Source organism: Tumebacillus amylolyticus (genome assembly GCF_016722965.1).
Classification (GTDB): Bacteria; Bacillota; Bacilli; order Tumebacillales; family Tumebacillaceae; genus Tumebacillus; species Tumebacillus amylolyticus.
The window spans coordinates 231875-249664 of record NZ_JAEQNB010000006.1; the positions used below are offsets into that span (position 1 = coordinate 231875).

Annotated in this window: 2 protein-coding genes; both read right to left on the minus strand. The window is 57.5% G+C overall.

What is annotated here, in order from left to right; all coding sequences use genetic code 11:
* Positions 1 to 10: 10 nt before the first annotated feature.
* A complete protein-coding gene (locus JJB07_RS18815; protein WP_201637616.1) occupies positions 11 to 10093 on the minus strand; it encodes a type I polyketide synthase in 10083 nt (3360 codons plus the stop codon).
* 19 nt (positions 10094 to 10112) lie between these two features.
* Positions 10113 to 17765, minus strand: coding sequence for a hybrid non-ribosomal peptide synthetase/type I polyketide synthase (locus JJB07_RS18820; RefSeq protein WP_347338372.1), 7653 nt, complete (start codon positions 17763 to 17765; stop codon positions 10113 to 10115).
* Positions 17766 to 17790: the final 25 nt, after the last annotated feature.

Sequence of the window (17790 nt, forward strand, 5' to 3'; positions counted from 1 at the left end):
CGTGTGTGGTTTAGAATTCAAAGTCTCCAAGGTCATCCGGCAACGCCACCGCCTGCAGTTCCTGTAGATCATGTTGGAAGTGGAGGTTGCCAAGCGATAGGTTCACATCGTTCGTTACTCTCTCCAGCACTTCCCGGAAGCGTTCGCACATCTTCTCCACCGTTTCTCGTTTGAACAGCGCGGCAGCATACTCCATCGTCAACTCGATGGAATCCGGGGTTTCCACCGCACGCAGCAACAAGTCAAACTGCGCTCGTTTGTGATCGTAGTCATAAGGAGTTACGCGCAGTCCGTCCACTTCCAGCGCTTCGGTATCCATGTGCTGTTGCACGAACGCGACATCGAACAACGGGTTGCGGCTCAAGTTTCCTTGGAGGCCCAGGGTCTGGACGAGGGTTTCGTACTGATACTTTTGGTGATCATACGCCGAGAGCGAGTCCACACGCACTTCGTTCAAGAACTCGCGGAACGACTTGTGAGCTTGTGGACGGTTCCGCATCGCCAGCATGTTGACGAACACGCCGATGATGTTCTGCAAGTCTACGTGCGGTCGTCCCGTGATCGGAGAGCCGATCACGATGTCGTCCTGACCGCTGTATTTGCTGAGCAGCACGGTATACGCCGCGAGCAAGACGGTGTACAGGGTGGTCTCTTCCCGAGCGGCGATCTCGCGGATCTTCGCTGTCAGCGAAGCGTCGAGTGTAAACGTAAGCGTTCGTCCCACAGCATCCGGAGTCTGCGGACGCGGGAAGTCGGTCGGCAGCTCCAAGACCGGGATCTCGCCTTGGAAGCGCTCCAACCAGTACGCTTCGTGGCGGGAAACTGCTTCGCGCTCTTGGTCGCTGTTCTGCCACTCTGTGTAGTCCTTGTACTGGATGCGCAGCGGAGCCAACTCTTCGCCTGAATAGAGCGTGAGGAAGTCCCGAACGAAGATGTCGTAGGACACACCGTCCGTCACGATGTGGTGCAAGTCGATGACCAAGACATGCTCCTCGGCTGCGAGACGGATCAGCGCGATGCGCAGATAGGGAGGGACGGCGAAGTCGAACGGACGCACGAAGTTTGTGATCAACTCGAGGGTTTCCTCTTGCGTCGCATCGAAATGCTCGACCGTAAGCTCCACGTTCGCGTGGATTTTTTGTTTCGGCTCGTCCCCGACCATCTCAAGTGTCGTGCGGAAAATTTCGTGGTGGGCAACCAAGCGGCGGAAGCTGTCTTCCAGACGCGTTTTGTCTACTTTGCCCTGCAGCAACACCACAGAGGTGTCGTTGTAAGCGGTGCTCTCCGGGTTTAGACGGTGCAAGATGTAGAAGCGTTTTTGCGCCGAAGAGAGCTCATAGTACGGCTTGTGCGGAGCCGTCGGGATCGCATCGTACTCGCTGCTGTCCGCCTCGGCAATGTACGCCGACAGTTTTTCAATGTTCGAGAGATTGAACAGTTCCCCCACCGGAACTTCGACGTTGAACTCCTTGTGAATCCGCGAGACGACGGTGATCGCTTTCAGCGAGTCGCCTCCCAATTCGAGGAATTCGTCGCGTACGCCGATCTGCTCTACGCGGAAGATCCGCTGCCAGATGCGCGCCAACTTCTCCTCCCGCTCATTGCGCGGTGAGAGGTAGTCGTTCAGCAACATCGGGCGTGCATGGTAGGTGGAGAGGTCTTCCTGCTGGTCGTCCTCTTCGGCACGAAGCGACTGGAGGTTGACCCATTGATCGATGCGGGCTTGCAGATCGCCGGGGCTGTGTACCAGCACGTCGCCCTGTTGCCACGCGAGGGCGCGGTGGAACGCGTCTACTCCCTCCTCGGGAGACATCGAGAGCTCGTGTACGGAAGCTCCAATTTGAGACTCCTTCTCCCCGTCCTCCCAATACTTCCAGTCCGACCAATTGACGCTGATCCACGGCACGTCTGCCTCGAGGTTGTGATTCGCGACGAACGCGTCCATGTACAGATTCGAAGCGGCGTAGGCGATGTAACCAAGTCCGCCGAGAACGGCGGAAATCGAAGACATCAGCAAGCAGAAGTCAAGCGGTTTGCCACGGAGCACATCTTCCATGGCGAGCAGGCCGTACATCTTGGGCTGGAAGTGCGCTTCACAGTCGGCGGGCGTCAGTTCTTTGATCAGGTTGAAGGTGTCACCACCGATCACGCCGGCTCCGTGAATCACACCGTTGAGCGGACCGAAACGAGCTTCGGTGTCCGCAATTACTTCCGCCATACGTACGCGGTCTGCTACATCGGCCGCCATGACGGATACGTTCGCACCGAGAGACTCCAATTTTTCGATCCAAGGATCGTTCTCCGGAAGCCCTCTTCGCGAAGTCAGAACGAGCTTCGCTTGGAAGTTTTGAGCGAGATGTTCCGCCAAAATGCGCCCGATGCCACCCGTGCCACCGGTGATCAGATAGACACCGCCTTGCTTCAAGGGCAACTCTGCAGGTTCAGGACGTTGCAGAGAAATCGGAGCATAGCTTTGCACGAAACGGGTGAGCCCTCGATACGCGATGGTTTTGTCGGAGGTATTTGCCCGCGCTTCCTCGATCAGGTGTTCGAGGAGGCGTTTTTCTTGACGGGAACCTGCACGCGGGAGCAACACGTCGATGTTGGAGCAGGTCAAGTACGAGTATTCTTGCGGAAGCACCAGAGAGGCGCCGAGCGTCGTCGCTTTTTCCGGAATGAGTGTTTCATCTCCTGTCACCCGCTGTACCCCGTTGGTGATGACGCGGATGGCGATCTCTCCACCGACTTGCAGACCGCTGAGCGCTTGTGCCAGTGAGAACAGCGAGTAGAATCCGATCTCCTGCATGCGGGCTGCGAATTCCGGCGTGAAGTCTCGCGCTGCTTCCGTGACACTAAAGAGATGAAGGATGCGGGTCGGCAGGCCCGCTTTTTGCAAGAGTAAGCGATAGTCGTTGGATTCCCGCGGGTTGATGGTATAGCTCCGGTCTCCCTGTTCGGAGAAGCCGTCCCCTGCGTACACGACGGTGACATCCTCCCCCCGCTGTTGCAATTCGGTTGCCAGTGCTGCTCCCAGTCCGCATGGGTCTGCGAAAATCAGCCAGCGCTCCCCTTCCTGCGGTTGAGTTACCGGGGTCAAAGTTGTGCTCCAACGCGGCGCGTAGAACCACTCGTCGAGCTTGGCTTTTTTTCCGGATGACTTCGGTTGCGATGCCAATCGGGAGCCAAGATCGAACGGGTTGCCTTGCGGTTTGTACGAGACAGGTTCAAACGAGTAGGTCGGCATCGGGATGCGGCGACGCGTCTCGTTTTTGTAAAACTCTTGCCAATCCAGTTCTACCCCAAGCGTCCAGAGACGTGCGGTCTGGGTGAGCAAGTATTGGAGGTCTGACAGGTCTTGTTGCTGCGGTCGTATCGTGTTCAGCAGGCGCGCCGCCGCGTCGCCGGGCTCCAAGAAGCGCTGTACCATGACGCTGAGATCTCGACCGGGTCCGATCTCTACGAACAGGCAGGCCGGGTCCTTTTTCAACTCTTGAATCCCGTCAGCAAAACGCACAGTCTCGCGCATGTGGCGCACCCAGTAGTTCGGGTCTGTGACTTGTTCCGCTGTTACCCACGTTCCGGTGATGCAGGAGATGTACGGAATCGACGGCGCTTGCAACGCAATGCGTTGTACGTGCGTCGCAAATTCCTCCAAGATCGGGTCCAAGAGGTGGGAATGGGCAGCTCCCTCGATGGTGACGCGCATGCACATCAACCGTTTCGAGCGCAGAATTGCTTCAAACCCTGCGATGGCTTCGTCCGAACCCGCGATGATGCAAGAGGGTCCGTTGACGATGGAAAGCGACAATTGCGCTCCACTCTCCTGGAGATAGGTGTCCATCAGTTCGCGAATCTCTATCTCTCCAAGCGGTACGGAAAGCATCGCGCCGGCGGGCAAGGAACTCATGAGACGACCGCGTGTCACGATCAGATGCAGAGCGTCTTCGAGGGTGAACACGTCCGCTAAACAAGCTGCGACGTACTCCCCGAAGGAATAACCGATCAGCGCGGACGGTTGCACGCCCCACTGCATGAGCAAGTTCGCCAACGCATACTCGAACGAGAGGATCAGCGGCTGGCAGGCTTCCATCTTCGCAAGCTTCTGTTTGGCCTCTTCCATTTGGTCGTCCGACGGATAGAGGATCTCTTTCATATCAAAGCCAACCAATCCGCGCAGAATCGTGAAGCACTCGTCCATCACTTGGCGGAACACCGGCTCGTTCTCGTAGAGATCACGGCCCATATTGACGTATTGCGAGCCATTTCCAGCGAAAAGGAAGACCGTTTTCGGTTGGCCGCCCACAGCATGCCACGAATAGACATGACGGCTCTCCGGATTCGTCAGCTTCTCAACCGCTTCTGCTGCTGTGGAGGCTAACAATGCGCGACGGTGCTTAAACGCTCGTCGGCCCGCTTGCAACGTATAAGCGGCATCTGCGAGATTGACGTCGGGATGCTGGAGCAAATGAGTCGCGAGGTTCGCGGTCATCCGCTCCAAGGCGGCCGGGCTCTTCGCAGAGAGCATCAACATCTGGTGCGGACGGCTCTCGGATGTCGGAACCATCTGCGGCGCCTCTTCCAAAACGATGTGTGCGTTGGTTCCCCCGATCCCAAACGAGCTGACTCCTGCTCGTCGCAGACCCTCGACTCGCTTCCATTCCCGCAGTTCGGTGTTGACAAAAAACGGGCTGTTCTCGAAGTCGATCGACTTGTTCGGCTCTGTAAAGTTCAAGCTCGGCGGAATCTGTTCATGTTGCATCGACAAGACGGTTTTGATCAGACCTGCCACACCGGAAGCCGCATTCAAGTGACCGATGTTGGATTTGACGGAGCCGATGGGCACAGTTTGTTTTTTCTCAGGGTCAAAGACTTGACGAAGTGCTTTGATCTCGATGGTGTCTCCCAACTTCGTCGCCGTGCCATGCGTTTCGATATAGGAGACGCTGTCCGGGCTGATACCCGCAGCCTGTTGGGCCATCCGGATCACTTCGGTCTGTCCGTCGACGCTCGGAGCTGTGTAGCCGATCTTGCGGTTGCCGTCGTTGTTGATCGCGCTTCCCTTAATTACTGCGTGGATGGTGTCTCCATCGGCCAGCGCGTCGTCCAGTCGCTTCAACACCACGATCCCCACTCCGTCGCCAAACAGCATCCCGTTTGCTTTCTCGTCAAATGACTTGCAATGCCCGTCTGCCGAGAACAGCATGCCTTCTTGGTAGATGTAGCCCGCTTTGTCGGGGAGGGAGAGCGTAATGCCGCCTGCAAGCGCCAGATCGCAATGACCGTTTAGCAGGGCTTGGCTCGCACTGTGGATGGCAACCAGCGAGGTCGAGCAGCCGGTGAAGACGTTGGCGCTCGGGCCCTTGAGATTGAATTTGTACGAAACCTGCGTCGTCAGCGAGTCTTTGTCGTTGAGCAACGAGATCAGGAACTGCCCCGCCGGTTCACTCGATTCCGACAAAGTCGAGAGCACTTGCCAATACAAGTTCGGAGAGGCTCCACCGTAAACCCCCACCAAGCCCGGATACGCTTCCCCGTCATAGCCCGCATGTTCAAGCGCCGTCCACGCACATTCATGGAACACGCGCAATTGCGGGTCCATCAGCGACGCATCGCGCGGTGTGTAGTCAAAAAACGCGGCGTCAAAGAGATCGGTTCCTTCCAAATATCCTTTCGCTTTCACATAATTCGGGTTCTTGACATCCCCCTCCGGGACCCCCGCTTCCAACAGTTCCTCATCGGTGAAAAAGCGGATCGATTCGATCCCGGCCGTCAAGTTTTCCCAGTAGGCTTCGATGTCTTGAGCCCCCGGGAAGCGTCCCGCCATGCCGATGATGGCGATATCCCCCGTTACAGAGCCAATCGACCGCTGTCGTTCGAGTGCAGGGACGATCTCCTGAGGTTGGCCGCCGCTCAAGTGCCCGGCAAGCGAACGGATCGACGGGTATGCAAACATCGCGTCAATCGGAACATGCTTTTCGAGACGCTTGACGAGTTTGGCGTGAATTTGGATGATGTCAAGCGAGGTTGCCCCGAGGTCGAAGAAATTGTCATTGACATCGACGGAGCTCACCCGATAAAAGTCCTTCCAGATTTCGAGAATCATCGCTTCCTGCTCAGCTTGTGGCGTGCCATAGAGCGTTGCTTGTGGCTGTTTACGCCCACGGGCGGCAGCGGTGCTCTCCGCCTTGGAATTGCGGCGTTCGCCACGGGATTCCAACGTAACCCACTGCTCGTAGCGCGCGTTCATATCTCCCGACGAAATGATGACACGGGGCAAATTCGACGTCGCGAGCACGCATTGGAAGGTTTTGATCCCCTCTTCTGTCGTCATCTCCAGAACTTCGAGGGTTTCGCCGAGCATCGGTTTTTCAAACGCTTGACCTGTGTACTGCCAATCGCCCCAGTTGATGCTCATCCAGCGGTTGTTCGTTCGTCGGCTCAGTTTGTCTGCCATGCCGTCGAGGTACAAATTCGCCCCCGCATACGCGACGAAGCCCAGACCGCCAAGGATTGGGGAAAGTGAAGAGACGAAGAAACAGAAGTCCAACTCGCGGTCGATCAGCAGTTTCTCCAATACCCGCATCCCTTGCAACTTCGGACGAAACTGTTCTTCACATTCCTCCTTGGTGATCGCCGCCATGACGCATTGTGCGGATCGAACGCGCAAGACTCCCGCCGCGTGTACAACGCCGTGCAGCGGCCCGAAGGTTGCTTGGGCTGTTTCAATCGCATGTTGCATCTGCTGTTCGTCTGCAACATCGGCTCCAAGCACCAGTACCTCGGCACCCAATTGTTCCAATTTTTGAACAGAACGGATGCGAGAGGCGAGTGAGTCTCCTTCGTCGTGGGTGTTCAGGTACGACTCCCATTCCGAGCGCGGCGGAAGACCGGTTCGACCGATCAGAACTAATTTCGCCTGCACCGAGCGAGCGAGATAGTCGGCCAGCTTCAACCCGACACCGCCTAAGCCTCCCGTGATCAGGTAGACGCCACGCTCTCGCAAGCGAGGTGCCGCCTCGTTTGGTGCGAGGTTCAGCCCTTCCGTGATCTGATGGGCCGGCAGTTGGCGGAACGTGCTGATCAAACGATCCTTGCCACGGTAGGCAACCACCGTATCGGTGATTTCGCACTGAAGTTCCGCGATGAGATGAGCAACCGTCGAATCCAATTCGTTCAGTTCCACATCCACGCTGCGACAACGGATGTTTGGATATTCCTGAGGAAGTACTTTCACCGGCGCGAGCAGGGTTTGCTTCTCCGGAGAGATCTGCTCCTCCCCTGTGACATTTTGCATCTGGTTGGTGACGACGGTGATGTCCAACGCGTGAATCAGGTGGTTCGCGCTGATCGCCTTCGCCAGATGCAGCAAGCTGTAGAAGCCGCTGTCGAGGAACGCCAACTCCTCGTCTTCAGGAGAAACGTTCCACAGATGGACGATCTGGTCAGGTACGTGTCCTTTCACTTTCAACGAACGAAGTAAAACATCGTACTCCTCCGCCACCAAAGCGTTCACCGTGTAGGAATCGGCGCTGTGTTGGAGGAATGACGAGCCGTTTCGTACGAGGATGCCTCTATGACCGAGGGCTTGCAAGCGAGCCTGCAAAGCCTCCCCGATTCCTGCATCGTCGGCGAGCAACAGCCAGGTCTGCGGATCGGATGTGACGGTTTGCGTTAACGGCTTCGGCTCCCAGACCGGCTCGTAGAACCAATCCGCGAGATTCGGGAGTTTGTCCAGCACGCCAGAACGCTTTTTCTCTGTCTCCCGCGTTTCCGGGTCCAACCAGTAGCGCTGTTTCTCAAACGGGTACGTGGGGAGCGGGATACGCAGACGGCGCTCCTCTTGGTAGAGTTGTGACCAGTCAACCGATACCCCCTGTTCCCAAAGAGTTCCAAGCGCCTGTAACGGACTCGCCCCGAGTTGAACGAGTGTCGCCGCTCCTGCACGGAATTGGCTGTCTTGCATCGAGAGCACCACGCCGTCTGCGCGGGAGAGCATGTCGTGCAAAACCTCTTCTTGACGCAGGTTCATCCCTGCCTGTTCGACCCAATAGAGCGGATCGGTAGCTTGAAGGTCCGTGATCCATGTGCCCGTGACGCTTGAAAGGAACGGCACTTGCGGTTGTTCGAACAGCACGCGACGTACACGGCGTTCGAAGTCTGCCTCCTGACGTCCTGTGACGAGGGCAAACGCGTCCTCAAGCGTACAAACCCCCGCCGCCGCGGCCGCAGCATATTCGGCGATGCCAAACCCGATGAGCCCGGCGGGCTCCAGCCCTTCTGCAAGACGGTTGGAGAGCGCGAATCCGATCGCAACCAGCAAGAGATCTGCTGTGACCGACGAGCACTCCCCCGAGAGCAACGCTTCTTGCAACGGTGCTTGGGAAAAATGAGCCGCGATCTCCAGCACCTGCTCCAAAGCCTCACGGAACTCCGCATCTTGAGACGCGATCTCCACCGCGAGACGCATCGCCTGTTGCGGATGGTCCGGCAAGAGAAACAGCACATCGCGACTGTCTTGTTTGACAGTCGTGAAGTTACGGACGTCGCGCAATTGCTCCTGTGCGTCCCTCACGTCTTGAACCATAAGCATTTTGCGCACGGCGAAGTTGCGGCGTCCCACTTGCAAGGTGTACGCGACGTCCGCCAATTCCACGTGGGGGTGGTTCTCCAGATGCAACGCCAAGTTCTCTGCCGCTTGCACGAGTGCTGTTTCACTGCGGGCTGACAACACGAGCAGATGGGAGTTCCGTGTAGAGAGGTCGCTTTTTCCCTCTGGCGCTTCTTCCAAGACCACGTGTACGTTCGTGCCCCCAAAGCCAAATGCACTCACCCCCGCCCGACGGGGATAAAGGCCGTTGGTCTCCCAATCCGTCAATTCACGGCTCAGGTAAAAGGGGCTGTCCACCACATCGATTTTCGGATTCGGTCGTTGGATGTGGAGCGTCGGCGGGATGGCTTTGTTTTGGAGCGAGAGGATGGTTTTGATAAAGCCCGTCACGCCGGCTGCCGTATCGAGATGGCCGACGTTGCTCTTCACAGAGCCGATGGCGCAAAAGCCTTTTTCTTCTGTTTCAGAAAAAGCCCGCTTGAGCGCTTCGAACTCAATCGTATCCCCCAGCGGCGTGGCGGTTCCGTGTGTTTCAATGTACGCGATGCTCTCCGGCTCCACTTCTGCGAAGGAGTGGGCCGCTTGAATCACATCCGCTTGACCTTCGACACTTGGCGCGGTGTAGCCGACTTTTCGTCCTCCATCGTTGTTCGCCGCTGTGCCCTTGATCACCGCGTGAATGGTATCGCCATCCGCCAACGCATCTTCCAAGCGCTTGAGCACGACGATGCCTACGCCGTCGCTAAACACCGCCCCTTGGGCATCTGCGTCAAACGCGCGAACATGTCCGTCGGGAGAAGAGGTCATGCCCGGTTCGTAGAGATAGCCTTTTTTCTTCGGATACGAAACCGACACACCGCCTGCCACCGCCATGTTGCAATCGCCGACCAATAGAGAGCGGCACGCGAGGTGGATGCCGAGCAAGGAGGTGGAGCAGGCCGTGTACAGCGTAAACGACGGCCCTTTTAATCCGAGTTTGTAGGAGGTGAGCGTCGAGATCGCGTCTTTGTAACACAGCGTCCCCGCTTCCGAGAATTCGGCAGCGCTCGTGCTCTTCATCAGCGGGCTCTGCTCCATCCAATGGAAGTTCGTCGCCGCGCCGACGTAGAGCCCGATCAGCCCGTTGTACGCCTGCGGGTCATACCCGGCCATCTCCAACGCTTCCCACGTGGTTTCTTGCAAGATTCGTATTTGCGGATCGGTGATCTCCGCTTCGCGGGGTGAGTAGGAGAAAAACGGAGCGTCAAAATATTCCACGTCCTCGACGATCCCTTTGGCTTTTACGTAATTCGAACGCTTGATCAGTTCGGGGGCGACCCCCGCCTCGATCAGTTCTTCGTCACTAAACCGGGAGATCGAATCCACACCCTGCTTCAAGTTCTCCCAGAACCCTTCGAGGGTGTTTGCTCCAGGGAACTTTCCGCTCATCCCGATGACCGCGATTTCCAACCCTGTTCGGCGCTGTTCCTCTGTTTCATTCGTCACGCGTTTCACTCCGATCTATTCACTGGCGTTTCCCAAGTCTCGACAGCGTGTTTTTCATAACCGATTTCGATTTGTTCAGCTCTGCTTTGCGTTGCTCTTCTTGTCCGGTATCACGACGGCTGAGGTGCTTAGCCAGCGCGTGAATCGAGGAATGCTCATACAGCGCGACGATGGGCAGTTCTCGCTTGAACAGCTCTTTCAACTTGGCGTTTGCGCGCACGAGATCGAGCGAACTCAACCCCAGATCGAAAAAGTTGTCGTGGACCCCCACCTGTCCCAGTGCGAACAAGTTCTGCCACAACTCGCACAGTTGTTTCTCGATCTCGTTGGACGGTGCGATGTACGCGGTCAAACTCTCGGCACGCACTTGTTGCGGCTTGCTCTGGCTCCCTTGCTCCAACAGATCGGTAAAATGAGACGCCCCACGCTCCAACTTCCAGAGCAGGTTTTGAGGGGATGCCACCACTTGCGGGTGCGAGTGACGCAGAATCCGGCGAAACACCTCCACCCCTTCTGCTGCGGTCAGCCCGTCATGCAAGATCGTCTCGACGTCGGTGTTCAATTGCTTCGCCCAGGTCTCGGCCGATTGCAACGACATCCCGACTTCCTGCCAATCCGGCCAGTTGATCGCGACGGTGAACACTCCGTCACGGGCGTTCCTGTACCACGCAAACGCGTCTAGAAACTCGTTCGCAGCGTTGTACCCGCTCTGCCCAAACTTCTGGTGATAGGCCACGTTGCCAATCGAGGAGCAGAGCACGAAGAAATCGAGCGACTTCCCTTGCAAAAGAGAATCCAACACCAGCGTGCCCGCTATTTTTGGGGCGAGGATGGCGTCGTTTTGTTCTTTGGTGCGGTTCATGAGAATCCCAAGATAGTCGGCGACCCCTGCCGCATGCACCACGCCATCGAGGCGGCCAAATTTGTGTTCGGCCTCAAGCACGACTCTGCGCATCTCGTCAAGATTTGCGACATCCGCTTGCATCACCAACACTTCTGCTCCTGCCGCTTCCATCTCGCGCAAACTGCGTCCGATGAGGCTGTCGGGGTCGGGCTTGCCGGAACGACCTGTCAACACCAGTTTTGCGTGCTTCACGGTGGAAGCGAAGTTTTGCGCGATGGCGAACCCGATCCCGCCTAACCCCCCGGTGATCAAGTACACGCCGCCGTCGCGCAGTCGTTCGACCGACGCGCCGTTTTTTTCAAAGCGTGATGGTTTGACGGTCTTCACCCAGCGATGGCGGCCTCGATACGCGACGACGAGGTCTTGAGCGTCGCTCAAGCACTCCTGCAACACCTGCTCACAGAACGGGAACACCGCTTGCACTTCGACATCCAGTGCGCGACAGGTGATATTTTGAAATTCCAATCCGCAGATCTTCGTGAAGCCGAGGATCGTCGCTTGTTCAGGGCGCAGGTTTTCCGCCCCCGTCACTTCCTGCATGGAGTCGGTCAACACATAGAGGTGCAAGTTTCCCTCGTATTCGCGTTGACCGAGCGCCTGTGCGGTATACAGCAAGCTGTAATAGCCCTCGTCCAACACTTGTTCCACGCTCTCCAGCGTCAGTTCGTGCGGATCGGACTCCTGCAGGCTCCACGCGTGTATGATCTTGCGCGGGGTCAGCCCTCGCCGTGCTAGGTCTGCAAGCAACGCTTCGTAATCGGCTTTTTCACGCGGGTGGATCGTATAGGTGCTTTCGTTCACGCGAGCAAACCATTCGTCTGCCCGTACGGTCAACACGCGGGAAAACTTTTCTTGCAATCGTGCAACAAGCGGTTCCACACAGCCGTTTCGATCTGTGAAGACCAACCAGACATCTTCGTCCTTCCAAGCTGCCACCTCTTCGTTCTCCGTAAGCGGTATGCGCTCCCACGACGGGAGATAGAACCAATCGGCGATGTCCGACTGCTTGCCGGTGAACACGTTCTCCACCCGCGAGCGAGGGGTCGTCGGATTGGCACCAAAACGGCGGCGTTCAAACGCATACGTCGGCAAGGGTACCAGACGACGTTTTTCGTTACCATAAAATGCTTTCCAGTCAACTCGCGCCCCCATCGTCCAGAGACGGCCGATCTGTTTGTACAAGTGCGCGCTGTCGTCGGTCTGCTCCACCGGATGGCGTGTCAGATACACCGCCGCCTGCTGAGTCTGCCGTGCCGGATGACGCAAGACAAACGTCGACAAGACACGTCCCGGCCCAATTTCTACAAACAGCGAGTCTTCTGTTTGGCACAACTCCTCCACGCTCTGCGAAAAAGCCACCGTGCTCCGCAGGTGTCTACACCAATACGCCGGCGATGTCGCTTGTTCCGCTGTGATTTGCGTACCTGTCACATTGGAGTGATAAGGAAGTTGTGGCGCCGACAGGGCGACAGACGCAACTTCTCGTTCGAACACGTCGAGAATCGGGTCCATCATCGGCGAATGGAACGCATGCGACGTGTGCAAGAAGGTAGTCTTCACGCCCCGTTCCTGCAAGAGCCCGTCCAACTTCTCCACCGCATGACTCGGCCCGGAAACCACGACCAAATCCGGCGCATTCACCGCCGCCACCGCCAACTCTTCGGTCAAGAGGACCTCAACGTCCGCTCGCGGGAGGTTGACGCTGAGCATCGAGCCGCTCGGCAGTTCTTGCATGAGTTGACCGCGAATCGTCACGAGGCGCAACGCGTCTTCATAGCTAATGACCCGAGCCAGGCAAGCCGCGACATACTCCCCGATGCTGTGCCCGATCATCTGCTCGGGTTGTATGCCCCAGGACATCAAGAGAGTTGCCATCGCATACTCGACGACAAACAACAACGGTTGCGCGAGTGCGGTCTGGTTTATGCGTTGCGTTGCCTCTTCGATACTTTCCGAAGTCGCAGGGTACAACACGTCGAGCACGTCGAATCCAAGGAGCGGACGAAGAATCTCACGTCCACGGTTCACCGCATCACGGAAGATCGGCTCGTTCTCGTACAGTCCCTTACCCATGTTCACGTATTGCGAACCCTGTCCCGTGAACAGGAACACCACGGGACGTCGCTCCGACGCTTTGGCGATGGCAGGCTCTCCGGCGAGTCCTCGCAATTGATCCAGCGCGTCTTGTCGATCTCGCACGACCAAGGAACGTCTGACGCCAAAGTCTCGACGCCCAATCTGCAGCGTGTACGCGACATCGGCAAGCTCTTCGTTCGGGTGCGTCTCCAGATGATGCGCCAAGTTTTCGGCTGCTCGTGCCAGCGATCCCTCCGTTTTCGCAGAGAGTACCAGCAGTTCGCAAGCTCGATGCGGCGCGTCGAATACCTGCTCCGGCGCCTGTTCCAGCACCACATGGGCATTGGTGCCCCCCATGCCAAACGAACTCACCCCCGCTCGGCGCACCTCCTGTTCCCAAGGAGTCAGGGTCGCGTTGACGCGAAACGGACTTTTTTCAAAGTCGATCTTCGGGTTGGGTCGGTGATAGTGCAGACTCGGCGGCAGTTGCTTGTGATGCAGAGCCAAGGCCGTTTTCACAAAACCGGCCACACCCGCCGCCGCATCGAGATGTCCGATGTTCGTTTTGACCGAACCGATCCGCACGCTTCCCGGTTGCAGGTTGCCAAACGCCAACTTCAACGCTTCGATCTCGATTGGATCGCCAAGCGGCGTGCCGGTTCCGTGCGTCTCCACATAGGAGATCTCCTCCGGCTTCACGTGTGCAGCCCGATGTGCGGCTCGAATCACAGACGCTTGCCCGTCGACGCCCGGAGCGGTGAACGACGCTTTGCGAGCTCCGTCATTGTTGACGGACGCGCCCTTGACCACCGCGTAGATCCTGTTCCCGTCGCGCAATGCATCTTGGAGACGCTTGAGCACGACGATTCCGACACCATTGCCGCCGACAGTCCCCTGTGCCTGTTCGTCAAACGCTCGGCAATGGCCGTCCGGCGAATGAATCATGCCGTCTTCGTGCAGATACCCGGTTTTCGTCGGATAGGTCACGCTCACCCCGCCTGCCAGCGCGAGATCGCAACTTCCGCGACGCAAATCCCCCCATGCCTTCTCGATGGCAACGAGAGACGTCGAACACGCGGACTGCACCGTCACGCTCGGCCCCGTAAGGTTGAGCTTGTACGACAGTCTCGTGCTGAAGAAGTCCTTCTCATTGAGCAACATCGCCTGAAACTCCTCCAGCGCGCTCGACGCATCGCCTGCGACGTGGCGCAACCAGTGGAAGTTCGGAGAGCCGCCCACATAGACACCGACCGACGCCCCTCCTGCACGGGCCGCTTCCCCCGCATGTTCCAACGCTTCCCACGCACATTCATGCAAGAGGCGCACTTGCGGGTCTAACATCTCTGCTTCCTTCGCTCCGTACTCGAAAAACGCCGCGTCGAACAGATCCGCATCTTCGAGATAGCCCTTGGCTTTCACATAGTTCGGCTTGGCGATCACCTCTTCGGCAATTCCTGCCTCCCGAAGCTCTTCGTCGGTGAAGAAAGCAATCGATTCCACCCCCTGCGCCAAGTTCGTCCAAAACTGCTCGACGTCTCCCGCACCGGGAACGCGCACCGCCATGCCCACCACCGCCACATCGTCGGCTTGCGAATCCTCGATCGCAACACCTGTAGGCTCTTCGATGCTCTCTTCCGCTCGGTAGTATCCAGCGAGATCATAGACGGTCGGGTAACGGAACAAAGTCGGCATCGTGATTTCCTTTTCAAACGCGCTTTGTAAGCGGGAAAACACCCGCACCATTTTGAGGGAGTTGCCGCCAAGTTCGAAGAAGCTTTCGTGCAAGCCCACTTTCTCCACACCCAAGACATCTTGCCAAATGGCGGCGATCTGCTGCACTACAGTCCCCGCTTGGCGAGCGTTCGGCTTCGAGACGGCGTTAGGTTCCGGCAACGCTTTTCGATCGGCCTTGCCGTTCGGTGTCAGCGGCATTTTTTCCAACAGTACGAATTTTTGCGGAACCATATAGGCAGGGAGATGTTGGTGCAGTTCTGATTGCGTCCCCGAGATGTCAAGGGACGCGTCGGCGACCACGTAGGCGACCAGTTCACGATCTTCGGACGCATCGCCCTTCACGAGCACCAACGCCTCGCGAATCCCGTCCACCTGTGCCAACCGATGCTCAATTTCACCGAGTTCGATGCGGTACCCGCGAATCTTCACTTGGTTATCGAAACGCCCCAAGTAGTCGAGATTTCCATCCGAGAGTTGGCGAACGAGATCGCCTGTCCGGTACATCCGCTCTCCCGCCACAAACGGATCGGGCACAAACACCGCCTCGGTCAGCTCGGGCCGCTTCAGATACCCGCGCCCCACTCCGACGCCTGCGATGCACAATTCGCCCGGCACACCGACCGGTTGGAGTTGCCCTTGCGAGGACAGCACGTAGAGACGGATGTTGTCGATTGCCCTGCCAATCGGTACCGGGCGCTCGATCCGATGATCAGCGCAGTCATAGTGCGTCACATCGACGGTCGCCTCTGTGGGGCCGTACAGGTTGACCAGTTTCACATCGGCGAGCAAGCGCCGGAACGTCTCCACCTGCTTCGACCCGAGCGCTTCACCGCTTGCGAACACCTGCCGCAACGAGGAGAGACGCGAACTTCCACCCGTCAGTTCCCCGTACTCCAAGAACACCTGCAACATCGACGGCACGAAGTGCATCGTCGTCACATTTGCGCTCTCGATGATCTCATACAGCGCTTGCGGGTTTCCTTCATCGCCTTGAGCCAAAATGTGCAACCGCGCCCCGACAAACGACCACCAGAACAGTTCCCACACCGAAACATCGAACATGTACGGTGTTTTCTGCAAGATCACATCGTCCGCCCCGATGGGGTACGTCTGTTGCATCCAATGCAGACGGTTGACGACCGAACGATGTTCGATCAAAACGCCCTTCGGTCGACCCGTCGAACCCGAGGTGTACAGCACATACGCCAATTGGCTTGCCGAGCCAGACAGACCGAGATCCTCGCCTGAGCCCTGCTGAAACTGCTCGTCTTCCAGTTCCAGTACCTCACACAGTCCGCGGTACGTGTGCGCATACGTTCGTTGGCAGAGCAGGAGCACCGGTTGGCTCTCCTCCAACATGTAAGCGGCACGTTCCAGCGGCAGATGGGGTGCCAGGGGCAGATAGGCACCGCCCGCTTTCAAGATGGCGAACAGCGCGATGTACATCTCAAGAGAGCGATCGGTGCAAAGCGCGACGAGCGACTCCGGACCGACTCCTCTGTCACGCAACACGCGCGCCATACGATTCGCCCGCTCGTTCAGCTCGCCATACGTAAGCTTTCCGCCCTGAAATTCCAGCGCGACTCTCTGCGGATGCAAACGCACCTGCTCCTCGAACAACTCATGAATCATGAGCTCTGGAAAAAATGCCTCCGTCCGCGTCGACTCCAACAGATCTGCACGCTCTTGAGCCGTCAGCAGGTTTAAACGTTCGGCCGGAGTCGCCGCATCAGCGACGATTTCGTCTAGGAGCTGAACGAGATGAGCCGCACAGCGGGCGATCATCTCTTCGTCAAACAGCGCTTCCGGCCATGTCAGGATCACGTTGATCGAGTCGAAACACTCGATTGCGACGGTCAGATCGTAGTTGGTCATCTCGCGCATTTCGTATCCGGTCACTGCGAACGGCCCCGCCCCACCGGAAAGCAGTTCAGTATTCAGCGGATAGTTCTCCACGACCAAAATCGTGTCAAACGCAGCCTTCACATCCACCAGCGGTGTGCTTTCAAACTCGGCTCTTTCATTCAGCGCCCGTTGCATCTCTTGCAGCAAGTCTGCCGCAGTCTGCCCTTTGCGGTGCTTCACGCGCAAAGGCAACGTGTTGATAAACAGCCCCACCACATCGTCCGCACCGGGCAAGCCTCCTGAGCGACCCGACACCGTCGTTCCGAACACCACGTCCTCGGAGTTGTTGTATCGTTGCAAAAGTTGACCCCACGCCGCGTAGAAAAGAGTCGCAAGCGTGACTCCTTGCGAGCGGGCAAACTCACGCATGCGGGCACTCCGCTCAACGCCCAGCGCGAGTTCATGCTTAGATGGTTTTGCTGCGGTCAGTGCTCCTTTGTTTTTTATAGAAAAAGGAACCTGCTCCCCCAACTCTTCCAGATAGGAACTCCAGAACGCTTGTTGTTTGGCTTGGTCTTGTGCTTGCACCCAGCGGATGTATTCCTTGAATTTCGGTTTTCTTGGATGGGACGGACTCTCGCTCTGCGCCAGTTGGCGATAGGCGGTAACGAACTCGCGCAGGAGAATGCCATTGCTCCATCCGTCGTACAAGATGTGGTGATGACGGAGTACCATCTCGTACTCCGTCTCGGACAGCTTGCACAACTCCACTCCAAAAGGAACCGACGACAGATCGTAGACCGACATCTCATCCGAAACCTGCCCCTCCGTGTGGAGCAGATAAGGCGGATGGTCTTTTAAGATGAGTTGGACCGGCTGTTTGACACCTTGCCAGCGAATGACCGTGCGGAGCATTTCGTTCGTTCGGACGACATGCTGCCAAGCCGCATCGAACAGGGGGATCGAAATCTCCCCATGAATGCGCAACCGCAACTCTTCCCGGTACTGACGCCCGTCGGGATCGTGCAGATGGTGGAACAGCATCCCCTCCTGAACGGGCGTGAGTGCGAGGATGTCTTCGAGGTCTTGTTTTCGAATCTTTGCTGCAGACACCAACGTAAGAACCCTCCCTCTTTTT